The sequence below is a fragment of the Vibrio sp. CB1-5 genome (assembly GCF_059412285.1).
Window position 1 is genome coordinate 91,370 of record NZ_JBJHPB010000014.1, and the last position, 22,290, is coordinate 113,659.

At 44.8% G+C, this 22,290-nt stretch carries 19 protein-coding genes; 13 read left to right on the top strand and 6 right to left on the bottom strand.

The features are described 5' to 3' along the window. Nucleotides 1–16 precede the first annotated feature (16 nt). The gene (gene luxQ / locus ACJB0T_RS11995; protein ID WP_479293475.1) at nucleotides 17–2,590 is read left to right on the top strand and encodes a quorum-sensing autoinducer 2 sensor kinase/phosphatase LuxQ; all 2,574 of its coding nucleotides are present in this window, start codon (nucleotides 17–19) and stop codon (nucleotides 2,588–2,590) included. 64 nt (nucleotides 2,591–2,654) lie between these two features. Here the strand turns inward: luxQ and ACJB0T_RS12000 are convergent, their stop codons facing one another. The 3 genes from ACJB0T_RS12000 to yccS all read right to left on the bottom strand — a co-directional run bounded on the left by ACJB0T_RS12000 (nucleotide 2,655) and on the right by yccS (nucleotide 6,659). Further along, nucleotides 2,655–3,914: a hydroxymethylglutaryl-CoA reductase gene (locus tag ACJB0T_RS12000; protein ID WP_479293472.1), complete on the bottom strand. Its 1,260-nt coding sequence runs from the start codon at nucleotides 3,912–3,914 to the stop codon at nucleotides 2,655–2,657. Nucleotides 3,915–4,105: 191 nt separating this feature from the next. Next, entirely contained in the window at nucleotides 4,106–4,267 is a 162-nt protein-coding gene (locus ACJB0T_RS12005) for a hypothetical protein (protein ID WP_479293470.1), read from the bottom strand. A 217-nt stretch (nucleotides 4,268–4,484) separates the two neighbouring features. Beyond that, nucleotides 4,485–6,659: a YccS family putative transporter gene (gene yccS, locus ACJB0T_RS12010; protein ID WP_479293468.1), complete on the bottom strand. Its 2,175-nt coding sequence runs from the start codon at nucleotides 6,657–6,659 to the stop codon at nucleotides 4,485–4,487. A gap of 331 nt (nucleotides 6,660–6,990) precedes the next feature. Between yccS and ACJB0T_RS12015 the strand changes: the two genes are divergently transcribed. After that, nucleotides 6,991–7,902: a sensor domain-containing diguanylate cyclase gene (locus tag ACJB0T_RS12015; protein WP_479293466.1), complete on the top strand. Its 912-nt coding sequence runs from the start codon at nucleotides 6,991–6,993 to the stop codon at nucleotides 7,900–7,902. A gap of 136 nt (nucleotides 7,903–8,038) precedes the next feature. Here the strand turns inward: ACJB0T_RS12015 and ylqF are convergent, their stop codons facing one another. Then, complete coding sequence (gene ylqF / locus ACJB0T_RS12020) at nucleotides 8,039–8,977, bottom strand: ribosome biogenesis GTPase YlqF (RefSeq protein ID WP_479293464.1); 939 nt, start codon at nucleotides 8,975–8,977, stop codon at nucleotides 8,039–8,041. A gap of 273 nt (nucleotides 8,978–9,250) precedes the next feature. Between ylqF and ACJB0T_RS12025 the strand changes: the two genes are divergently transcribed. Genes ACJB0T_RS12025 through ACJB0T_RS12035 form a run of 3 tightly spaced genes read left to right on the top strand, consistent with a single transcriptional unit; the run spans nucleotide 9,251 to nucleotide 13,835 of the window. Continuing rightward, on the top strand, nucleotides 9,251–11,398 hold the full coding sequence (locus ACJB0T_RS12025; RefSeq protein WP_479293463.1) for a TonB-dependent receptor plug domain-containing protein: 2,148 nt from the start codon (nucleotides 9,251–9,253) through the stop codon (nucleotides 11,396–11,398). Then, nucleotides 11,398–11,925 carry a YfiR family protein gene (locus tag ACJB0T_RS12030; protein WP_479293462.1) on the top strand — a complete coding sequence of 176 codons (528 nt, stop codon included), beginning with the start codon at nucleotides 11,398–11,400 and terminating at the stop codon, nucleotides 11,923–11,925. The genes ACJB0T_RS12025 and ACJB0T_RS12030 overlap by 1 nt, the downstream gene beginning before the upstream one ends. Nucleotides 11,926–11,927: 2 nt before the next feature. Further along, entirely contained in the window at nucleotides 11,928–13,835 is a 1,908-nt protein-coding gene (locus tag ACJB0T_RS12035) for a diguanylate cyclase domain-containing protein (protein ID WP_479293460.1), read from the top strand. 105 nt (nucleotides 13,836–13,940) lie between these two features. Here ACJB0T_RS12035 and ACJB0T_RS12040 read toward each other — a convergent pair whose 3' ends face one another. Then, nucleotides 13,941–14,111, bottom strand: coding sequence for a hypothetical protein (locus tag ACJB0T_RS12040; RefSeq protein ID WP_479293459.1), 171 nt, complete (start codon nucleotides 14,109–14,111; stop codon nucleotides 13,941–13,943). A gap of 108 nt (nucleotides 14,112–14,219) precedes the next feature. On the opposite strand from ACJB0T_RS12040, the gene ACJB0T_RS12045 reads away from it, so the two are divergent. The 5 genes from ACJB0T_RS12045 to ACJB0T_RS12065 all read left to right on the top strand — a co-directional run bounded on the left by ACJB0T_RS12045 (nucleotide 14,220) and on the right by ACJB0T_RS12065 (nucleotide 18,922). Next, nucleotides 14,220–16,364 carry an LruC domain-containing protein gene (locus tag ACJB0T_RS12045; protein WP_479293458.1) on the top strand — a complete coding sequence of 715 codons (2,145 nt, stop codon included), beginning with the start codon at nucleotides 14,220–14,222 and terminating at the stop codon, nucleotides 16,362–16,364. Between the two features lie 10 nt (nucleotides 16,365–16,374). Then, nucleotides 16,375–16,869 (top strand): hypothetical protein, encoded by a 495-nt coding sequence (locus ACJB0T_RS12050; RefSeq protein WP_479293456.1) that lies wholly within the window; start codon nucleotides 16,375–16,377, stop codon nucleotides 16,867–16,869. Nucleotides 16,870–16,992: 123 nt separating this feature from the next. Next, nucleotides 16,993–17,508, top strand: a complete 516-nt coding sequence (locus ACJB0T_RS12055; RefSeq protein WP_479294536.1) for an RNA-binding S4 domain-containing protein — start codon at nucleotides 16,993–16,995, stop codon at nucleotides 17,506–17,508. 109 nt (nucleotides 17,509–17,617) lie between these two features. Continuing rightward, nucleotides 17,618–18,361: a phosphatase gene (locus ACJB0T_RS12060; protein WP_479293454.1), complete on the top strand. Its 744-nt coding sequence runs from the start codon at nucleotides 17,618–17,620 to the stop codon at nucleotides 18,359–18,361. Nucleotides 18,362–18,550: 189 nt separating this feature from the next. Next, nucleotides 18,551–18,922, top strand: coding sequence for a cytochrome b562 (locus ACJB0T_RS12065; RefSeq protein ID WP_479294534.1), 372 nt, complete (start codon nucleotides 18,551–18,553; stop codon nucleotides 18,920–18,922). 81 nt (nucleotides 18,923–19,003) lie between these two features. Here ACJB0T_RS12065 and ACJB0T_RS12070 read toward each other — a convergent pair whose 3' ends face one another. After that, nucleotides 19,004–20,665, bottom strand: a complete 1,662-nt coding sequence (locus ACJB0T_RS12070; RefSeq protein WP_479293452.1) for an FAD-dependent oxidoreductase — start codon at nucleotides 20,663–20,665, stop codon at nucleotides 19,004–19,006. A 207-nt stretch (nucleotides 20,666–20,872) separates the two neighbouring features. On the opposite strand from ACJB0T_RS12070, the gene ACJB0T_RS12075 reads away from it, so the two are divergent. The 3 genes from ACJB0T_RS12075 to ACJB0T_RS12085 all read left to right on the top strand — a co-directional run bounded on the left by ACJB0T_RS12075 (nucleotide 20,873) and on the right by ACJB0T_RS12085 (nucleotide 22,124). After that, nucleotides 20,873–21,151 carry an ArsR/SmtB family transcription factor gene (locus ACJB0T_RS12075; protein ID WP_042496094.1) on the top strand — a complete coding sequence of 93 codons (279 nt, stop codon included), beginning with the start codon at nucleotides 20,873–20,875 and terminating at the stop codon, nucleotides 21,149–21,151. Between the two features lie 103 nt (nucleotides 21,152–21,254). After that, complete coding sequence (locus ACJB0T_RS12080) at nucleotides 21,255–21,671, top strand: YeeE/YedE family protein (protein ID WP_479293450.1); 417 nt, start codon at nucleotides 21,255–21,257, stop codon at nucleotides 21,669–21,671. A 9-nt stretch (nucleotides 21,672–21,680) separates the two neighbouring features. Beyond that, nucleotides 21,681–22,124 (top strand): DUF6691 family protein, encoded by a 444-nt coding sequence (locus ACJB0T_RS12085; protein WP_479293448.1) that lies wholly within the window; start codon nucleotides 21,681–21,683, stop codon nucleotides 22,122–22,124. The last annotated feature ends 166 nt before the right edge of the window (nucleotides 22,125–22,290 follow it).

Consider the following 22,290-nt stretch of genomic DNA (forward strand, 5'->3'; position numbering starts at 1 on the left):
AGCCTGTGAAGATTGTATGCCATTAACGGATTTTAATAGTCGCAAAACACTGGCCACTCTGATCACTAGAACAGTGATTACCGTTGTGGGCGCGTTCACGTTTGCCATGCTGATTCAAAGTTGGCAACTGAGTCGTGATATTGTTCGAGATGAAGTTCAAAAAAGTGCCAGACAAACCAGTGCTTTGGTGGTGAACTTTTTTAATTATCGCCTAGCATCTTTGCAAATACTTCAAGATAGTAATGCTAAGAGTGATGCCGTTGAGAGTTTTTTTCAAAGTTTCGATTCTCGACTGCTCGATTATTTCTTTTTGCGAGAGGATAACCTGCAGCCCTCACACGCCCCTGATTTTCGTTTTATCACTCGAAGCAATGACATTGTTTGGGATGACGGAAACGCGCTGTTTTATGGTCTTGAGCAAAATAGCCTAGCGACACTCAATGTAGCTGCCGGAAAGACCAATAATTGGAAAACCGTTTCGACTGAGTCACAACTGGGTGAGCGGCACATATTGCTGCGTCGCACGCCTATCGTCGATCGTTCTTCTGGTGAGGTTCTTGGGCAGTTGTATGTCGGTGTGATACTCGATGATAACGCTGGGTTATTGACAAGCCTTCTGCGCGGAAGCAACAGTGATGATGTCATTCTAAAGTATGGTGGCGAAGTGATCGCCTCTTCCATTTCTTCGGATGACAACTACACACAAGCCTCGGTGTTAAACGTGATTGACAGTGGAGAAGTCGATTTAAACAAGATACTGGTTACCGAGACGCCACTTTCAGTTGGTAGCGAGATCTCAAAGTTAACGGTGTATTCTATTCAGCGAAATCCGGGTGTACTTGCACTTAGAAACAGTTACTTGTTTTGGATTTTCCTATCATTTGTCGTCATAACCATTACTTCGATGATAACCAGACGCTGGTTAAATAGCAGAGTCACTAAAGAATTAGCGAAATTGATGGTGTACACTCGAATAGCCGGGAATACACAGAAATTTGAGCACTTTTCTGGATCCACTATCCACGAGTTTAACCATATCGGTAAGACGCTAAGCAACACCTTTGAGCGACTCTCTGAACAAGAAAAGCTATTTCAAGATCTGTTTAACTTTTCGTTATCACCGATTATTGTCTGGACCGAAAACTCCACAATTTTACAGATCAATCCGGCGGCTCGAAAAGCGCTGGGTTTGGAGCGCAATGCGGACAGCAGCAATGCATTACCATTCCGCCAATTTGTTGATGAAATGAAGGTTCAAGTTGATAAAGCGAATCATGGAGTAACTATCACGGGTATCGATGTGCCCATTAATGACATGGTTTATCGTTGGAACCTTTCGTCTATTCAAACACGAAAAGACAAGAAGTTAGTGTTATCGCAAGGCTTGGATATCACCAAACTCGTTGAAGCAGAAAAGCAAAGTGCCAAAGCAAGAGAAGAGGCGGAGCGCGCCGCAGTTGCTCGTACAGAATTTCTTGCCAAAATGAGTCATGAAATACGTACGCCACTGAACGGCATATTGGGTATTTCACAGCTATTGAAAAAAGAAGCCAAGCAGACTCGCTATCAAGAGCAAATCGATGTGCTGTGTAACAGCGGTGAACATTTGTTGGCTGTTCTTAACGATATTCTCGATTTTTCCAAAATTGAAAATGGCAGCTTTAAGCTTGAGAAGCACAGCTTTAGTTTTAAGGAAATCGTAACCGCTGTGGAGGGGATTTATCGTCCATTGTGTGATGAAAAAGCGATCAAACTTAAGATTGATAATCAGCTTCCCACTGATACCGTATTGTTTACCGATCAGGTGCGACTCAATCAAATATTGTTCAATCTACTTAGTAACGCCATTAAGTTTACACACCAAGGTCATGTAAAAGTATCACTTAGTCTTTCTCGCTCTCACACTGAGCAGACTGCAACGTTGAATATTGATGTCGAAGATACTGGCATTGGCATTCGACAAAATCAGCTTGCGCAGATTTTTGACCCGTTCGTACAGTCTGAATCGACGACAACAAGAGAATATGGGGGCAGCGGTTTAGGATTAGCGATTGTTCGGAACCTTGTCACGATTCTTGATGGCGATATCTCACTGAGGAGTGAAGTAGGGGAAGGGACTCTATTTAAACTCTCTTTGCCGGTGGAAGTTGTCGAAGGTGCTTCCTCTCTCGCGGTAGAAGAGACAGAGATTGACTTTGAGTTATTTGATCGCGAATTATCCGTACTGCTTGTAGAAGACAATCATACCAACGCGTTTATTGCGAAAGCGTTCTGTGAAAAATATGGTATGGAGGTTGTGTGGGCGAAAGACGGGCAAGAGGCGCTGAATTTCCTCGACACTAGAACGTTTGACTTGGTGCTTATGGATAACCAGTTGCCAAGTGTGTCAGGTGTAGAAATCACCAAGCAAATACGTCAGGAGTTCAATAAGACGTTACCGATATATGCATGTACCGCTGATAATCAAAGTTCGACACGCCAAGCGTTTTTCGCAGCGGGGGCTGACTTTGTTATCGTCAAGCCAATCAAAGAAAAATCGCTCAATGATGCGCTGCGGCACTTTAAGCAGTTTCATTATCTAGCCGTTTAGAGTCTCTAGCCAAACAGAATTTTAAGAAAAAAAGAATGCCTTCGCATCCTTTTTACCGTTTGTACTATCTTGCTAACTTGTGATGCGCTTTGGAGAAATGGCCGGCGCAAAAGGCACCAACGATGGAAAGCTCTCCGGCTAAACAGAGTGTAGCCGCTACTTCGGCCAGTGCTTGGGATTGGCCTGAACCGTGTAATCCAAGTAGATCCAGACAAGCTTTTTGACTTGGTAATCCTGTACCCCCGCCAACGGTTCCCACCATCAAGTTAGGCAGGGTAACACTAGCGTAAAGGTCGCCGTTATTGGTGACCTCCATGCGCGTCATGCCGATCGCGGATTCCGCCACGCACGCGGCATCTTGGCCACAAGCAATATAGAGTGCTGCCAACGCATTCGCGTAATGTGCATTGATGCCAATGGTTCCACTAAGTGCACCGCCGACTGTGGTCATTTGTCCAAACTGTGCCATCTTCTTGGGCGTTGTGTGCAGGTACTTCTCAATGAGATCTGCTGGTATGGTCACCTCTGCGGTGACTTTTTTACCGCGTACGCTACGTAATGTTTGCGAGTTTGCTTTTTTATCACCCGATAAGTTGCCATCTAAGAATGCATAGTCTGGCTCGATAGGGGTGTTCGATAGGATATAGTCGAACACCACGTTGGTGGCGATGGTCACCATGTTTTGGCCAGAGGCGTCACCAGTCAAGTACTCAAATACTAAGTAAACATGGTTACCTTCGATATTGACGCTGACATCGCTAAGCTTACCGTGAGAAGTCGTCGATTCCGCAAGCGATTTAAAATGATCAAATTGCGTCACCAACCAAGCCACGAACTGTCCTGCCTCGATCAGCGATTTAAACGCGAAACCCGGTGTGCGCGTCACACCTTCATTTAAGAGCATCGCACTTGCGCCGCCACAAGCAGTAATAAGATTTGCGCCGCGATTGTACGATGCGACAAGCGCGGCTTCAGTTGTCGCGAGAGGCACTTGGTAGTCGCCTTGTGCAAATAGGCCGTTAACTCGCAATGGGCCAGCCGTACCGATCGGCATCTTTAGCGTGCCGACAAAAAACTCGATGTTTTTTTCGTAGGCGTGCATTTGCGACTCTGTGTGAGCATCAAGAAGTTCAGCTTTCGCACTTGGGTTGTTGAGGGTTTTCCAACGATAGTCGACGTTGCGTTGAGTTAGGTAGGGACTGCGATTCACCTTTTTTGCAGGTGGCTCAAACTTGGGCGTGAGTTTTTGTTCGAACTCAGACATTGCGAGTTCGTCACCGAGTTTGTTCAGGTAGTCACGCTTGTGAAGATTTACTTTTGGCATGTCGATGTTTGTCAGTCAATTTGAACGGGGATTCTACCCACATAGACCAGAGATACAAGGCATGGTGGAAAAGTTCTGTGACATCATATTACAGACGTACGCATTTTGAAGCGACAACTGTTAGCGTAGGCCATAGTTGCGAGGCAATGAGTTTAGTCGCTCTAAATTTTGTGAAAGAGCTATGACAGGGTTTAACGAAACAGTTGTGACAAAGCGGTTAACTCTTCGTCGCTTAGTAAGTTGTCAGAGTTTGGCTGTAGCTGTGAGCTAATTTCACCTTGCAGTGCTTTGAGTTGCTGTGGTGACAACTGTTTTAGTTGTTCTTTGAGTTTTTCAAATTGCTGTGTTGGCATGGAATCACCCGTAATGACGCAGTTTAGTTGATCATGGCTATCTCTTATACATAAGCGGCTTGAGTTCCGTTCGATCATCAATGACGAGTCGCTATACTGAGTATTCTATAAATTCATTTGGTGAATTTTGTCCGAGAAATGTAAGAGGGCGTCAATAGCTCGGTTAACAACGTCATGTCAATGCAAAGACTGCATTAACATGAGGTTTACTGGCAAGTTAACCTTGTTGTTTTGTCGGGGCTAGCTGTTCGGGTTTGAGGTGTGTCGATAACGTTTGTAGCTCTGGTAGCATTCGATAGATCAAATGCAATTGTTGCAATACCATTCGTGCAGAGCGGTCGTCTTCGTCTCGCCATTCTGATAGTCGTCTATGGATATCAAACTGATCGACAGTCGTGTGGGTTGCATCACTTGCTGTACCCGACAGGTTGGCTTCAATGAGTTCAATATGTTGATTAATGCTGCGATGCGCCTCGAGTACTAACAAGTGAATTGATTCATCACTTAGTCGTTGACGATGCGCTCCCAATGCTGAGATGTAACTCAACAGGGCATGGTTGAGCGTCAAAAAGCGAAAACACTCATCGGTATCCAGTTGATAACGATCCGGTTCAGCCAGCATATTCGAGATGGCCTTGGATAGGTTCGCGTCCGCATTATGGGCGTCCCGTCGCGCGATTCTGTAGCTAAGGTCATCTTTCTTACCAACGCGATATTGGCCAATAATTTGCAGCAAATACAGGCGATTGGTTTTGAGTGCCGACACCATGATTTTCGATAAACGTTTGGATTCCCAATCCGGAAGTATGAAGTACACAGCACAAACGGCCAAAGCACAGCCAATGAGCGTATCCATTAAACGCGGTAGCACTACCGCGTAGCCTTCACCAAGTTGATGGAAACAAAGCAGAACCAAGACGGTAATAAAACCAGTTGCATAGCCGTAATTGTTGAGTCGAAACGCAAAGAACATGACGCCAGAAATGACCAGAAGTACCAGTTGACTCTCTGTGGATGGAAACAGGGTAAGCAAAGGTACACCAATCAGAAGGCCAACGACCGTACCAGCAATTCGAGCCGTGAGCTTTTGGCGTGTAGCGCTGTAGTTTGGCTGACAGACAAACAATGTGGTTAGCAGGATCCAGTAACCTCGTTCGAGTTCGAAAAATTGAATGATCCCGTAACCCAAAGTCAATGCACAAGACAGGCGGATCGCATGGCGAAGCAATAAAGAGTCTAACGTTAAGCTGGACTTCACTCTGCGCCACATTGCGAGTGGTGTGTGAGCGTTAGTATCGTCAAGCACATTGTCATCTTGGCTCACGGTATCAGGGTTGCTGACATTGCTGAGCAGCTTCTCAACAGTTGCTAGATTATTAAATAGGTAGTGGATCTGTACCAACAGTGGTTTCCACTCTGGACGATTTTGTGTCTCTAAGTATTCGATAGAGTCTTGAAGCTCAACCAGTGCGTTAAGTGAATCATTACTGTGAGAATACTTGTTCCCAAGTTTCAGAGCGTGTGCGATGTTTTTACAAGCGATGGATTGCATTTCGAGCAAATGCTTAAAGCGAAACAGCACATCTGAGTGTGAAAAGGAGCTGGCTAGTTCTTGATAACGGTAGTGACTGGAGCTCACTCGCTCATGGATATCTTGAGCGATAAAGTAAACTTGTAAAAAACGATCGCTTGGCCCATCGACGTGTCCGCGTTTCGAACGATTAAGCAGCGTCGTTTTACACTCATTAAGCGCATATACGGTACAAGCATTCAGGCTAGCTTCTTTAAGACGGTGCGGTTGAGGGATGAGGTTTCGTGTCGGGTGAAACAGATTTCGTTTCGCGTCTAGATACAAGCTTAGTTCATTAAACACATTCGAGAGGCTCTGCTGTACCGGTTGCAAAGGCCATAGACTGTTCCAAACCAACGAAACGAGGTAATACCAAGAGGCGCCGGCTAACAGCAGGGTAGGTTGTGTCCATAAATCACTACTTTCGCTTGCCCCTAACATGGTGTAGATAGCTACTAACAAAGAGCCAAAAGCAATACTGGTATATCTCGGACCGATTGCACCCAAAAGTACAAAACCTAAGGTCGAAACAAACAGACCCACAGCAAAAAGCCAGGGTGTATTAAATAATAGTTCGATTGAAAATGAGGCAATGGCAAAACAGATCATCGTGATGATGAGCGCTTTCAGTCTGCCAGTAAAACTATCATCACTTTCTGCGAGTGCAGCCGCGATGACACCAAGAATTAACGGAGTAACCCAAGTTTGCTGCTCTAAATACCAGGCGGGAATGACCGCGCCGAGCAATGCAAACAGCATTAGAACGCTGTAATTAAATGTTTTGTTGGCCCATAGAAGGCGAAGTTGACCAAGAATGCTCACAATTGACACAGTGTAAGTAAGTGAAAAGAAGCGTTATCTTAACAGAAACTTAGTGATAATGGTGAGGCTGGCTGAGGTGATTTATGTGAATTAGTTTGGCTGCCATCTCTCGGGTTTGCTGACTAAGGCTAATCAACAACCAACAATGAGTTGGTCAAAGGGAATCATTCATTACAGATAATAAATGAAGCGTTTTTATATCTAAATAAACCTAGTTAGCTTTTAAGGCCCTGTCTATGAGCTACAATGAATGAAATCTCCTCGTTTTGCAACGGGAGGGACAGAATAACTTTCACTCGATACAATATACGGATTCAGGTTGATTTAAGGCATGGAAAACTACAAACAGTTTTTGAGATTAATTCTAGATTCCCTGTCAGAGCAGATAGTAGTTATTGAGTCCAACGGTAATATTATTTACGTAAACCATAGCTGGAATGCATTTGGCGATGAAAATGAATGTAATATGCTCGACGGTTGGCAAGACGTAAACTACCTCGATGAGTGCGAGAAAGCTGCCTTATTAGGCGAAGAGCTTGGATTGAAAGCGGCCAAGGGTATAAGAAAAGTTATCGCCAAAGAGCAGGAGTCGTTTTATTTAGAGTACCCGTGTCATAGCCCTACAGAAAAACGCTGGTTTATGATGCGTGTGACCACTTTTCTTTTGGATAATACCGATTACTTTGTCGTTTCTCATCAAAATATTACTGAAAGGAAGCTCGCTGAAGAGCGAGTTGCAGAACTTGCTTTAGCTGATGGCCTTACCGCTATTCCTAATCGACATCACTTTGATGAATTTATTAAGAACGAGCTGATGAGAAGTGCGCGTACGCGCACCCCTGTCTGCCTTGCCATTGTCGATATCGATAACTTCAAGCTGATTAATGATACTTATGGTCATTTATGCGGGGATGAGTGTTTAATTAAGGTAGGTGAGCTACTTAAAAAGTATGCTAGAAGACCAAGTGATCTATGTGCGCGATATGGTGGCGATGAATTTGTCATAGCATGGGGTAACTTACCCTTGGCAAGTGGAGTTAAGCTAATCAATAAATTTTTGAGTGATATCGCTGCACTCAACATAGAGCACATACTGTCACCTGCTGCAATGAGTTTTACGGTTAGTATTGGCATTGCTGAGTTAATTCCACATCAAAAGAGCAAAGCGTGCGACTTAATTGCTAATGCGGATGAAATGCTGCTTCGAGCCAAGCGGAGGGGTAGAAATCGGCTTGAATACTAATCGGTTAAAATACTAGCAAAAATCTAAGACCAACTTTAGCTAGACTGAAATCATGGGCTAATCTTAAGCCCTGCCAAAGCTTCTTGGCCTGAAAGCTTTGGCACTAGATTTTCGGAGTTGTGTTGTTGCTAAGCCTTTAGCGCTTGTTTTTCAAATAACGCTTGCGGCGTTCTTCTTTTTTCTTCGCTTTCTCTTCGGCTTTACGTGTCGCTTCAAGTTCCACTTCCACCAACTCTTTAGTGATCATTTCGGGTAATTCAAGCGTCAATTGACCCAAGGTGCCGCTACGGAGTTCATGAAGCAGGATCTCAGAAGCTTTGTGTAGGTTCACTCGGCCACCAGATTGCAATGCGCCACGTTTGCGGCCAATAAGCTCCATGATTTCTAGATCAGAATCTGGAAGCTCTTCGTCGATTTGGTAGCGCTCTTTCAGACGCTCTGGATAAACCTCTGCGAGGTATTCAACGGTGTAAAACGCCACTTCGTCATATTCAATTGCTGTGTCTTTTACTGCGCCTGTTGCTGCCAAACGAAAACCGCTGTGGGGGTTTTCTACTTTTGGCCATAAGATCCCAGGAGTGTCAGACAAAACAATGCCGTTTTGTAGGTTAATTCTCTGTTGGCGACGAGTGACGGCTGGTTGGTTACCTGTAACTGCAATGGTACGACCAGCTAATGTGTTGATAATGGTCGATTTTCCAACATTCGGGATCCCCATGATCATGGTGCGAATGTTTTTGCCAATTTCTTCGCGATGAGGGGCGAGTTTACGACATAACTCAAGGATTTTATTGACCTCTTGCGGATTGGCTGTAGTGATAGCCATAGCTTTAACACCTTGCTCTTTTTCGAGATGAGCAATCCACAATTCTGTTTTTTCTGGGTCAGCAAGATCGCGTTTATTGAGGACTTTCACTACCGGTTTATCACCGCGTAGCTCAGAGATCATTGGGTTTTCGCTACTAAATGGGATACGAGCATCAAGAACTTCGATGATGACATCTACTTGTGGGATGACTTCTTCGATCTCTTTGCGAGCCTTGTGCATGTGGCCTGGAAACCATTGGATAGACATGTATGAAAACCTTTAACTTTGAAATTTGTGCACATTGTAGGAGCTTGGGGCAGATAGTAAAGCCTATCAAGCATTTAATCGTCTCGCCATACGGAAATTATCGCTATTTTTCGAGTTACATTTACCCTTTAAATAAACGCAATTTGTCGTGACGACAAAATTAATTACCTAAAAACCAATGGCTTAGCGTCGATATAATGGCTGAAATCCATATCACTATAGGCAACTTTTCTTCCCTTTAGTGACTAGTGTTGTCGTGAGTAGAGTTGGTAAATGCGTTCGTCTTTCCATAACCATTTGTTTTTATGTAGTTTGATTGCTTCTTCAGCCTTGGCAGAGGAAGATCTTATGTCACTATTGGATATGCCATTGGCATCTCTTGCAGAAACCAAAGTGATGTCTAGTACGCGAAGCGCTCAAAGTCTGGCTGATACGCCTGCGGCTGTTTATGTCATTACAGCTAAAGAGATGAATCGCTCGGGCGCCCGCTCAGTTGCCGATGCGCTGGCCTTAGCTCCAGGTTTGCATGTCGCAAAATTCTCCAATTATGACTGGGGCATTTCTGCTCGTAGCTCGAATCAAGCGCTAAGCAATAGTTTGCTCGTCATGGTAGACGGAAGAAGTGTACTCAATGCGATGTTCTCTGGTGTCGACTGGGATCTTATTCCAGTGAGTATGGACAATATTGCTCAAATCGAAGTGGTTCTTGGTCCCGTAGGTACGATCTGGGGCGGTAATGCGGTGAATGGTGTTATCAATATTATTACTCTGGATGCTGAAAACGCACCTAAAGGAAAAGTTTCTGCCAGTCTCGGTAATTTTGGTTACAAAGAGGTAAAACTGCACCACGGTGGTCAAGTTGGTGATTCATCGCATATTAGTGGCTATGCTGAATATTTGGAGCATAAACCATGGGCTAGCACCGAAGATAAGGTGAAACCGCAGCAGCATTATAATGTCGTGACCGGTCGATTTGGTGCTCGTCTTGATTATCAGTTCTTAAATCACACGCTCAATCTCCAAGCTGGAGGGATTCGCTCAGAAGAAGACTATTTATGGGCGAACTACCATCCTCATTTGTTTTTCCCTCAGAGTGCAGCACATGAGTACTACCAACAAAAAATGGTCGCACAAGAGTGGTTTGCTGGTGGCTCGCATATATATGAGAGAGCCAACAATGACCGTTTAGAAAGCGACGTTTGGCTAACATACAGCGACAACGATGGCCCTGATAGAAATGCCCATTTTGTACGCTTCGATTTGGATAGTCGTTATTTGTTTGATGATCTGTGGGGCACGCAGCTCATGGTAGGTGGCAATGTTCGTTTGATTCAAGAACGTTTCCATCAATACTCTCGCTATGATGAAGTTACCGCGCCTTACCTGCGCTCTGCTAACCAAGCCAGTTATCTAAATCAGAGTTATGGCGTTTATGCCAACTGGACCATTCCAATGACGGAATCTGCCTCGTTAATGTTGGGTAATCGTTGGCAATATCACAACATAACGGATGATACCTATGCCCAGCCTCAAATTCGCTTGAACTATAAACTAGCAGATAATCAAACACTTTGGGCAGGTTGGGGTTCTGCTGTGGTGACGCCGTCACGTTTGGAGCGCTCAACTGAATTCCGTCAAAACGGTTATGTTGAAAACGCACTGTTCAGTGACGGTAATCGTTACGATTATCACTATAGTTACCTCTATAAAGGCAACAACCAGCTTAAGGTGGAGACAGTCGACACCGTTGAGGCTGGTTATCGCTTTTGGCACGGTGAGAAGCTTCAGTTGAACCTTAATGGTTTCTATAGCATTCACGAAAATATTCGCGCCTACGCAAGTACTGGCGCACAACAATGGGTGATACCAGGTGGCGCATCTGAAGGTAGTGTGGGAACTGTCTTTGAACAGTACACCTCGGAATACGTCGATCCACTTTGGACTCGAACTTATGGGGGCGAGGTGTCTGCAAAATGGCAACCTATTGCAAACCTCCAGCTTAATGCAAACTATAGCTACAAAAAGATCCTCGGTTACTGTAGCGGAAACATCTGTCAGTCCAACTCTGCGGTAGCAAAGGCATTAGAAAATCAGCCTAATCATTTTGTCAACGCTCAGGCTATTTGGGATATCTCACCTCAGTGGTGGTTGAGCAGTACTGTGCAATACGTGTCGGCCACTGACGTGCCGAGTAATGTGGGGACGGTTGAGCAAGATGGTTGGCCGCGTGTAGTGAATCTTGACCTAGCGCTTAGCTGGCAACATTCTCGTCAATGGCCTCGTATCACCGCCACGGTTGAAAATTTGGGCGCCTATGAAAGCTATGAATACCCTCAAGCCTATGGTCCTTTCCAAAACGATACCCAATACTGGTTGCAGCTTGAATGGCGCTATTGGGATCCTCAAAGCGGGCATCGATAATGAGGTTCGGGTTTTATTGGCGTCTATTTTTGATCGTCGTTGTATGGCTTGCTTGGGAGCCAAGCCGTGCATCGGCGACGGTGAGCGATGATCAGCTTAAAGCGGTGTATCTATACCGCTTTCCTATGCTGGCAGTTTGGCCAAGCGGGGTGACAAACAAAATCACGCATTACTGCATTACTCGAGAATCTTCAATTGGAGATTACTTGTCAGAAATTATCGCAAGTAAAACATCATCTGCTCGTTTTATCGACCTGTCGCAAAGTGATAAGTCACAGAATGCAATTTGCCATATTTTGTATGTAGATGGACAAGACCGCGAACACGTTGTTGAGTTAACAAAGCGCTACCCGTACGCCTTGACGATAGGTACGGGAGTTCAGTTTGTGTCACTAGGAGGCATGTTGGCATTTATTAAAGTAAATAACCGAATCAAACCATTGATATCGCAGCACAACGTAGAAAAATCGGGTGTTCGTCTTCGCGCACAACTATTAGCTATTTCGGTACTGGCAGAGGAAAAATAATAATGTTAACTCGGATAGCTTCACTGCCTTTGCGATATAAAATGATATTGCCCACATGGCTTATTTCGACCATTTTAGTGTTTATAGTCGGTGTCGGTACGATCTTGATTTTGACCCATTACCAACAGAAAGCACTAGATACCCGTGTGACCATACTGACTCAGGGCGTTGCAAGCACCTTGCAGGCGGCAATGATGTTTGATGACAGCCTAACCGCTGAACAGCAATTGTCGAACCTTTCGTTTGACCCAGACATTTTAGCTGCGGTCGTTGATGATGCAGAAGTGTCAGAACTCGCAAAGATTTTGCGTTTACCAGCGAGTTGTCGTTGGCAGTTTGAGACTGTACTTTGTGACGATATCGTTATTGAAAAATACACTCAGGCGATACATCTTGGAGAGGAAAAACTAGGGGAGCTGCGTGTTTGGGTTTCTCATGAAAGGTTGATACTAGAGCAACGCCAAATGTGGATGGTGCTGCTCTCAACCTCTTTGCTTCTTTCACTATTCGCGTGGCGTTTCGCAAAAGTGATGCACTCTTTGATTGTTATGCCTCTGAACTCATTGCACCAGTCCATGCAGCAAGTGATTGAGGATGGGATACGTCAACGTGAGTTACCAGTAAGTCAAAATGATGAACTTGGAAAACTGACCAGTTGTTTTAATGTGATGGTGGCAAGCCTTGTTGAGCGAGAGCGAGAATTAAGCAAAGCCTTGCAGCAACTCGAAGGTAAAAACCGATACATTATTCGTGCATTGGACGTGATGGAAAAGGGTATCTTGGTGGTTTCGCCAAGCCTTGATGTTATTTATAGCAATCCATTCGCTGACAATCAGATTCAAGATCTGAAAATGAGCAGAGATGCGAGAACACTATTAGAAAGTCGATTTAACCCAAGAGCTGGTATCGACAACATCGTGAGTGCGATTACTAATCAGAATGTCGTTGAATCGGTAGAACTTCACCAACATCATTCTGATCGTCGTTACATGGTAAGTTGCCATCCATTAGAGTCTGAAGCCCATGCACTTGTGCAGTTTGAAGACTTTACTGATCGCTATGTTAGTGAGCAGCGCAGATCGCTGATTGAATTGGTGTTTGAACAAAACATGGATGCGATGCTGGTGTTGGATCGTCATGGAATGGTGTCAATGATGAACTCTGCCGCTGGAAATTGGTTTGGCTCGATCCAATCTTTTACAGAGATTAAACTACAGAGCAAAGATCGTTTTTCCCGTAAAGATATGAAACGGTTGTTAATCAAAGAACGAGTTGAAAACCATATCGATATTGATCTACTTACTGGAAGACGAATACCTTGTCATGTACAAGTGCGGACACTCAAATCCCAAAAAGGTAGGGTTGAAGCAATATTAGTGACACTGCGAGACCTAACGCATGAACGGGAGCTTCAGCGATTAAACTACCAAGTGAGTCATGATGTGTTAACGGGATTGAGCAACCGCATAGCCGCTATCAAAATACTAAAAGATAAGCATATGGCTCGCTGTGATCAATGGGTACTGTTTATCGACCTAGATGGATTTAAAGCAATCAACGACAAATATGGACATGCGACAGGTGATGAATTGTTGCGTGTTGTCGCCAACAGACTCAAAGAAGGCGTGCCTGCGTGCTCCTTAGTGTCTCGCTTATCTGGTGACGAGTTTTTAATTGGCCTTGAAGAAGACGGAAAACTGGATGTGCACCTTGATCGACTGCTCTATCTGTTGAAAACTCCGATTGTTATTGATGGCCATCATTGCCATGTATCGGCAAGCATTGGTGTAGTGGCATGGAAGAAAGAGTCTAAGACACCACTGACGCTCGTCGTTACGACAGCAGATCAAGCCATGTATCAGGCCAAAAGAGCAGGGAAAAATCAATACTACCTAGCTCAAGAAGAATAAAGATAGCGTAGTGCGGCAATAAGGCGTCTAAACGCTACGCCTTATAGCTTGCTGTTGGCGAACTCTGTTTTAAGCCAACCTCTCAGTGCCAATGTACTCACTAGCTTAAGTTTCTCGGTTCGGGTTTAACTCTGCTTTACCCACTTCGACTAATAATTGGTTCTCCACTTCATCTTTGATAAACAGTCGATGCGTCACCAATAGACCTAAGCTGAGAATGGCGGCGTGGATCGCTTGAACCGACATCTTCATCAAGCAGTTCAAATTGATTCTCATATTAGAAATTTGCATCTACGCTAATTTAAGTTACTGATAATTATCAATTATTATTTTGGCATGTGTTTTGTATCCATAGAGTTAAGCCATCAGCAAAGGGACAATCTCATGGTACTCACAAACAACGCAAAAAAACTAACAGGGATCGGAGGCAGCTTAGTTGTATCTCTGCTCGCAGCGAGCGTCCAAGCCGCGCCGTTCGACACCTGTCCGAGCAAAGCTTACTTATTTCAATCTACTCCGGTGCAGGTTTACGGCGTTAACCTACTTACCGGACAAACAAGTTTGTTGCAAAGCGATACGGGTTTAAACGCAAATATTAATGGTGTCGGTTTTGATTTCGATGGGCGCTACATTTATGGCTATGACACTACTAACAAACAATTGGTGCGACTTGGCGGCGATTTTCAGGCTGAAATACTGAACACCTCTGGTCTACCTACGGATCATACCTTTTTTGTCGGCGATGTTTATGAAAGTGTTTACTACCTATATCGTAAGAACAAAGGATTGTTTAAGGTGGATCTTACACCGTTAAACAGTGATCCGAGCGCAGTACTGAACGTCGAGCGAGTCACAACACGAGCCGTTGTCAATCTAACGGATTTCGCTTTTCATCCAAGTGATGGCAAGCTTTATGGTATCGATAACGGTTCAGGCGGGCTTTACTCTTTTAACGTTGAAACCGGACAGGAGACGTACATTGGTGATACTGGAGTGACTGGGACTTTTGGCGCTGGCTATTTTGACGTCAATGGCTACTACTATGTATCACGTAATTCCGATGGCCACATTTTTCGAATCGACTTGTCGCCAGATAACGCGTCTGGCATTGGAAACGGCAACGTGACGGCACAATTGTTTGCTTTTGGACCGAATTCAAACCAAAACGATGGTGCTCGCTGTGCCAACGCACCAATCATTGATGAAGACTCACAGGTTGATTTTGGTGATGCGCCAACGACCTACCAAACCAAATTGGCAGACAATGGACCAAGGCACGGACGTGATGGGGTAACTTGGCTTGGTGATTCAGAGCCGGATGGAGAGCAAGATGGTCGCGTAAATAATTTAGCGGATGATGATACGGGTTTGGATGATGAAGATGGTGTGGGTTTTGTCACCGCTATTGAACCCGGTCTCGACAGCATTATCGCGGTCAATGCCTCCACTACAGGCTACCTATCAGCATGGTTTGATTGGAACCAAGATGGTGACTTTGCGGATGAGGGAGAGCAGGTATTTGCAGATAGGCAGCTACAAGCGGGAAACAACAACTTAGTGTTTACCGTCGATGCAGCGGCTTATATTGGTACAACGTGGAGTCGCTTTCGTTTTAGTCAACAGGAAGGATTGGGCTACGCTGGAGGCGCGCTATCGGGCGAGGTGGAAGACCATCCATTAACCGTAACAGGTGAAGGCTTGTCAGTACGCTACTATCCAAACGCAACAGATTATACGACCGTTGCTTTTGAGGATAACTGGCCTTATACCGCGGACTACGACATGAATGATGTGGTTGTCAGTTACCGAATCACAGAAATCCTTCGTGATGGCAATGTCGTTAAATCCAAAATTGATGGCTATTTGGGAGCGGTGGGTGCTTCTTACCACAATGGGTTTGCAATTCGCCTCAAAGGGCTTAACCGTAGCGACATTGATACTGATATAACTCGCTTGATAAAAAATGATGTCCAGTCTGACACCAGCGGTCTAGAACAGATATCTAACGAAGCGATTTTTGTGATTAGTGAGGATACGTCAGTCTATAAACTTGATGGCTGTGACTTCCACCGTACGTTGATGTCATGTGGCGCACAAGATGTGCAGCTTAACTTCACGCTTCACGTCAACATTAAAGATGGTACAAATACCTCATCATTGATGTCTATGCCGTATGACCCATTTATCTTTGCGACACCTGATTATTACCACGGTGCAGGGTACTTCCAGCCAGGAAGAAAATGGGAAGTCCACTTGCCAAACTACGAACCAACGGAGCAATTCGACGCTGATTTATTCGCAGGTCTTGGACGAGATGTCAGTAATGCTTCTACCAACACCTATTTCAAAACAGCCGAAAACCTCCCTTGGGCAATTATGGTTAACGATGAGTGGCTATGGCCAACGGAAACCACGGATCTATTAGCGGCGTATCCACAGTATGCAACGTACGCGGAATCGAGCGGTGAGCAAGCGCAAAACTGGTTTGAATCGCAATTCGCAACCCCTGACAAATGCTATATTCCATAGGAGAAATATCATGAAAGCACTTACTGTAACCTCAATAATTTCTCTTGGACTGTTAGTAGGCTGTGGAGGCGGCGGTGGCGGTAGCGACTCAGGCGGCAGTGTTTCAGCTCCACCACCGGCAGCGACACCAGACCCAGCTCCTGCACCAGCGCCAGCACCGACACCGGTTACGGTCACAGAAAGAACGATGGAAGATTTGTCGATCCCTGATGATTTTGACTACCAACCCATAGAAGCGTATTCATTGATAGTCGACGCCACCAACGATGTAAATGGCAGAGCGTTTGTTTCGATCTATACAGAGTTTGTTGAAAAGTCATCGGGCGAGTTAGAACCTAACTACGAGAGTAAAGTAGCGTCGCAAGCACTACGAAACGGTAAAGCGGAGCTTAACTTTAATGCGGCAGAACACGTAGGGGCATTTTTAGTCGAGATATGGACCTATGATGGCAATGATCCAGTGAAAAAGCTGGTGAACGCCTCAAGTGAGAACTTAACTTGGTAAAAAGCGCACTAGATACGTAACGTATCAGTAAAAGACAAAAAGCCTCGCTATTGCGAGGCTTTTTAATAGCTTGTCGATAGCCAAGGCAGTACAATGCAAAAAAAGCCACAAGCGATAAAGACAATGAATCAAGAATACCTAAACGAGCCCGAAGAATTTGACGATCAAGAAGGCGAAGAAATCGAAATTGAAGCCATCGGAATCGAAGTCTCAAGTCATCCTATTGAGTTATATAAACTGTTTAAAGTTGCTAACTTAGTCGGCGGTGGCGGTGAAGCGAAACACTTTATTGCTGAGGGTTATGTTGCGGTAAATGGTGAGCTGGAAACACGCAAGCGCCGCAAAATGTACGATGGTGACTTTTTTGAGTTTAACCAAGAATACTACGTTGTAGTTTGCGACCAGCCACCTACTGAGCCAGAAGAGGCAAAGGTATCCGACAAGCCTGAGCCAAAAGCTGCGCAATCGAAAAATAGTAAGCTGCAAAAAGACAAACAAAAGAACAAAAAGACGAAGACCAACAAGCCTGGTCAATCGTCTGAAAAAACCAATAAGTCAAACAAAACAAACTCAAGCAAATCGAAGCAAAAGGGCAGCAAAGACCCGAATAGCGGACGCGGTTCCATCGATTTCTTCTAGTTACGCATTGTCATTACTCGTAGCGCTGAGTTTAAAAAGGATCTAGAACAAAACTGCAATATCAATGACCGATACTCAATGAGAGTATCGGTTTATCGAGGAGAGAAGAATGAAGTTTGTGGTTGATACACACACGCATACCTACGCCAGCGGTCATGCTTACAGCACCATTACCGAGAATGCTCAGGCAGCAAAGGCCAATGGGTTGGAAATTCTATGTACCACGGATCACGCAGAGACCATGCCAGGTGCTCCCCACTTTTGGTTTTTCTCAAACCAACGAGTGATTCCTAGGTTTCTTTCTGGCGTGGCTATCATTCGTGGGATTGAAGCCAACATTTTGAATACTCGCGGCGAGATTGACGTCAATCCTACGTCATACAAAGCGCTCGACTGGATCATTGGCAGTTTTCATGAACCCGTGTTTAAACCAGCTAATAAAGAAGAACATACCGAAGCACTTATCAATGTGATTCAAAGCGGCAATATCGATGCGTTAGGTCACTTAGGTAACCCAAACTTTGACTTTGATTTTGAGGCAGTAGCAAAGTGCGCTGCGGAGCATCATGTTGCCATTGAAATTAATAATTCAACACTTAAGGGACATAGTCGAGTCGGGAGTGTTGACCGTTGTTATGGGATTGCCAGAGCAGTAAAAGCAGCAGGCGGTTATATTACGACCGGGAGTGACTCTCACTTCTATGACACAATCGGTGAGTTCGAACTGACGCACAAACTCCTCGCTGAAGTAGAAATGCCAGTTGAGAAAATCATTACCGCGTCTGCATGCCAATTTCTCGATTTCTTAGCTCTTAGAGGTCGTGAGCCTATCGCTGAGTTCAGCGATTTATAATTAAAGCGGTGTAGCGTAAACGTTACATGTTTTGATGCAATTTTTTGTCCCGTTGTTGCAGGAACTTCGAGTACAATAGCCAAGACCTCAGGAAGCTGGGGTCTTTTGCTCTCAAAAGGATATAGAATGACAACGACAGCGCTTATAAAAACCAAAACGCTCGCCAAACCAGTTCAACTTCTTAGTCTAATGACTCTTTGCTTTGCTATCTCTACATCAGTAATGGCGTCAGGTGGTGTTGATCTTAAGAAGAACATGCAAGCGATGAAGCTCGCCTTCAAGCAGGCAGCAGAAGCACAAACTGTAGAAGCGATGCAAACACCGATTGCCGAGCTTGATCAATTGATTGCCGATTCAAAACAAGGCGACTACCCACCCGAAAAAGCGGATCTTTACTTAGAAGGCTTCAAAAAGCTTTCGTTAGCAATTGACAATGTCGATGCGGATCTTAAAAAGGGCGATCTAGAAGCGGCGAAGGAGTCTTTGCGTGAAGTCGATAGCCTTCGTCTTGAATATCATGACAAGCGCAATCCGAGTATTTGGAAGAAGCTGTTTGGTTAATTGAGTCGGACTTACACAAATTAAAAAGGAGCACCCAGGTGCTCCTTTTTTACATCTAGTTAAATAATGTTCGATTGACGATTAAGCTTGTGCAAACTTGTAGGTGCGGTAGCCACCAATCAAGTTACGAGCCTTGAAACCATTATTGACAAGTTGGCGATACGCTACGTTACCGCGTAAGCCTACTTGACAGTAGATCACAATCTCTTTGTCTTTCGGTAGTTCATTCATGCGACCACGTAGTTGGTCAACAGGGATGTTAATAGCGCCTTCAATAAAGCCCACGTTTTCAAGTTCGCCTGGGTTACGAACGTCTAGGAGGAGCTGATCTTCCGTTAGGTTATCAATCTCGTCGAAGTGGATTGGCGTTGCATCACTCTTAAGAATGTTATTAGCTACAAATGCCGCCTGGTTAATCACATCTTTCGCACTTCCGTAAGGTGGCGCATAAGTAAGTTCTAGGTGTTGAAGCTGTTCAACCGTCATGCCAGCACGCTGCGCGACTGCCAGAACGTCAATGCGCTTATCGACACCATCTTTACCCGCTGCTTGCGCCCCTAGGATTTTACCTGTTTCAGGGCTAAACAACATTTTTAAAGACACAATCTCCGCGCCTGGATAGTAACCGGCGTGACTGGCTGTGTGCACGTAGACTTTTTCGTAGGCAATCCCTTCACGTTTCAGAACTTTCTCATTTTTACCTACAGAAGCCACTGCAAGATCGAAGATCTTAACGATCGACGTACCTTGAGTACCTTGATAAGTTTCAGAGCGTCCAAGCATGTTATCCGCAGCCATGCGGCCTTGGCGGTTGGCAGGCCCTGCTAGTGGAACAAAGCCAGATTTACCTGTGACAAAGTCGGTATCTTCGATAGCATCACCAACGGCAAAGATAGAAGGGTCGCTGGTTTGCATGCTGCTGTTAGTGTAGATACCGCCAAGTTCGCCTAATTGTAGGCCAGCTTCTTGTGCTAGCGTCGTTTCTGGACGAACACCGATTGACATGATGAGTAGTTCAGTATTCAGCATATCGCCATTATTGAGGGCAAGCGAAAGCTTGCCTGTATTATCGCCATCCTGAGTAAACTCGACAGATTCCAAAGCAACACCCAAACGGAGGTCGATACCGCGCTGTTTGATCTCTGCGTGTGCAAATCCCGCCATTTCTTTGTCTACAGGCGTCATCACTTGATCGGCCATTTCAATAAGCGTGGTTTCTATACCAAGCTGGTGGAACGCCTCCATCATTTCTAAACCGATAAATCCACCGCCCACAACCGTTGCGTGCTTTGGTTTGTTGGTTTGAATGGTTTGAATGATGCGATCCATATCTGGGATATTACGCAGCGAATGGGTGAGAGGGTTATTAATACCGGCAATAGCTGGAATGAACGGCGCTGCGCCTGGGCTTAACAGCAAAAAGTCATAAGATTCCGTGTATTCACTACCATCAATTAGGTTTTTAATGGTGACTGTCTTGTCGGCACGGTTGATTGATACGACTTCATTCATCACGCGCACATCAACATTAAAACGCGCTAAAAAGCTTTCAGGAGTTTGCAAAAGTAGCTTAGAGCGGTCTTTAATATCACCGCCAATGTGGTAAGGAAGACCACAGTTCGCGAACGACACAAAAGGTCCGCGTTCTAACATGATAATTTCAGCGTCTTCACTCAAACGTCGAGCTCGAGCAGCGGCAGAAGCACCACCCGCAACACCACCTACAATTACGATCTTAGTCATACCTTACCTCATTACTTGTCTTGGATGCTCATCCAAAATGCATGTTAATCATGAATGACAGCCACTATAACCACTTTAATTAGTCATGTCTAATGTATTTTAATCTAAATATAGAATTACTAATTAAGCATTGACTAAATCAATGGGTGTGTGGATAATGGCGGTATCAAATCAACACACAGAGGTAACAAAGTGGACTTACTGCAAATGAAAGAACGCGCAGTGGACGTAGCGGAAGTGCTGAAGACGCTCGCTCATCCAGATCGCTTGTTTGTGTTGTGCCAACTAGTTGAAGGTGAACAGGGAGCTGGGCAACTACAAGCTAATTCCAATTTAAGCCAATCTGCATTCTCGCAGCATTTATCGGTGTTAAAGAAGGCCGATTTGGTGTCATCTCGCAAAGAATCGCAACACGTCTATTATGCGCTAAAAGATGAGCGCGTGGTGGGACTGATTCAGCAGCTTCACAACCTGTACTGTCATTAAGCCTCGTACTTAATTTTCTACCTGTAGCTGGTTTAACTTGCAAAATTTTCGGATGAATTTTGCAACTTAAATCAATTTTAAGTTTGAAATTCAAGAGGTAAGTATGGAGTTTACATTTCCTTGGGCATCCTTGCTCGGTGGCATGCTTTTAGGCGTGTCAGCCACGTTATTGCTGTTGTTCAATGGTAAGATTGCGGGTATCAGCGGTATTGTTGGTCGTATCTATAAAGGGCGTAAGGGTGATACAAGCTGGCGCATATTATTTGTACTCGGCATGATCTTAGGTGGCGTAGTTTCAGCTAAAGCTTTAAACATTGTCCCTTCTGCTATGGTAGTGTCTACGCCACTAGTACTTATAGCAGGCTTGCTTGTCGGTATTGGCACGAAGCTAGGTAATGGTTGTACAAGTGGACATGGCATATGTGGTATGGGACGTGTGTCTAAGCGCTCAATCGCTGCAACTGTGACTTTCATGGCGGTCGCGATGGCAACCACCACCATTATGCTGCACGTATTGTAGGAGATGACCATGTTTCGATTAATTGCACTGATTAGTGGTTTTTTGTTTGGCGCGGGTATGGTCGTTTCTGGTATGAGCGACCCTGCCAATGTGATGGCATTTCTAGATATTTTTGGTCAATGGTCGCCTGATCTCGCTTTTGTTATGGGTGGTGCACTATTGGTGTTTGCACCTAGCTACTGGCTTGTCATTCGTCGTAAAGCAGAACCAGTTTGTACCGATCAGTTTTGTCTGACTGAGAACAAAAAAGTCGATGTTCAACTGCTAAGTGGCGCAGCACTATTTGGATTGGGTTGGGGGATTGCGGGTATTTGCCCAGGACCTGCTATTTCTTCTATTGCCAATGGCAACATAGGGATTGTTGGCTTTGTGTTTGCCATGTTGGTAGGAATGTTCATTGGCGATGTTTTGCTAGGTAAAAACAAACAAGTCAGTATAGCTAAACAGTCATAGCCTTTCATAGAGCGTCCCGTTAACTTTCTGATATTAAAATTAGAATTTGAAAGCCCGGTTAAAAAACCGGGCTTTTTTGTTTGCCCAGCGAAGCTGGCAAACCCGTCAGGCTGAAAGAAACCTGAATCGCCCCGACTGAGGGGAAGATAATCCGAATCGCAAGGGC

What these genes read in the sequence shown, in the direction of transcription:
- luxQ (WP_479293475.1), top strand. Translation starts at nt 17, where the DNA reads ATGCCATTAACGGATTTTAATAGTCGCAAAACACTGGCCACTCTGATC.
- ACJB0T_RS12000 (WP_479293472.1), bottom strand. Translation starts at nt 3,914, where the DNA reads ATGCCAAAAGTAAATCTTCACAAGCGTGACTACCTGAACAAACTCGGT.
- ACJB0T_RS12005 (WP_479293470.1), bottom strand. Translation starts at nt 4,267, where the DNA reads ATGCCAACACAGCAATTTGAAAAACTCAAAGAACAACTAAAACAGTTG.
- ACJB0T_RS12015 (WP_479293466.1), top strand. Translation starts at nt 6,991, where the DNA reads ATGGAAAACTACAAACAGTTTTTGAGATTAATTCTAGATTCCCTGTCA.
- ylqF (WP_479293464.1), bottom strand. Translation starts at nt 8,977, where the DNA reads ATGTCTATCCAATGGTTTCCAGGCCACATGCACAAGGCTCGCAAAGAG.
- ACJB0T_RS12025 (WP_479293463.1), top strand. Translation starts at nt 9,251, where the DNA reads ATGCGTTCGTCTTTCCATAACCATTTGTTTTTATGTAGTTTGATTGCT.
- ACJB0T_RS12030 (WP_479293462.1), top strand. Translation starts at nt 11,398, where the DNA reads ATGAGGTTCGGGTTTTATTGGCGTCTATTTTTGATCGTCGTTGTATGG.
- ACJB0T_RS12035 (WP_479293460.1), top strand. Translation starts at nt 11,928, where the DNA reads ATGTTAACTCGGATAGCTTCACTGCCTTTGCGATATAAAATGATATTG.
- ACJB0T_RS12040 (WP_479293459.1), bottom strand. Translation starts at nt 14,111, where the DNA reads ATGAGAATCAATTTGAACTGCTTGATGAAGATGTCGGTTCAAGCGATC.
- ACJB0T_RS12045 (WP_479293458.1), top strand. Translation starts at nt 14,220, where the DNA reads ATGGTACTCACAAACAACGCAAAAAAACTAACAGGGATCGGAGGCAGC.
- ACJB0T_RS12050 (WP_479293456.1), top strand. Translation starts at nt 16,375, where the DNA reads ATGAAAGCACTTACTGTAACCTCAATAATTTCTCTTGGACTGTTAGTA.
- ACJB0T_RS12055 (WP_479294536.1), top strand. Translation starts at nt 16,993, where the DNA reads ATGAATCAAGAATACCTAAACGAGCCCGAAGAATTTGACGATCAAGAA.
- ACJB0T_RS12060 (WP_479293454.1), top strand. Translation starts at nt 17,618, where the DNA reads ATGAAGTTTGTGGTTGATACACACACGCATACCTACGCCAGCGGTCAT.
- ACJB0T_RS12065 (WP_479294534.1), top strand. Translation starts at nt 18,551, where the DNA reads ATGACTCTTTGCTTTGCTATCTCTACATCAGTAATGGCGTCAGGTGGT.
- ACJB0T_RS12070 (WP_479293452.1), bottom strand. Translation starts at nt 20,665, where the DNA reads ATGACTAAGATCGTAATTGTAGGTGGTGTTGCGGGTGGTGCTTCTGCC.
- ACJB0T_RS12075 (WP_042496094.1), top strand. Translation starts at nt 20,873, where the DNA reads ATGAAAGAACGCGCAGTGGACGTAGCGGAAGTGCTGAAGACGCTCGCT.
- ACJB0T_RS12080 (WP_479293450.1), top strand. Translation starts at nt 21,255, where the DNA reads ATGGAGTTTACATTTCCTTGGGCATCCTTGCTCGGTGGCATGCTTTTA.
- ACJB0T_RS12085 (WP_479293448.1), top strand. Translation starts at nt 21,681, where the DNA reads ATGTTTCGATTAATTGCACTGATTAGTGGTTTTTTGTTTGGCGCGGGT.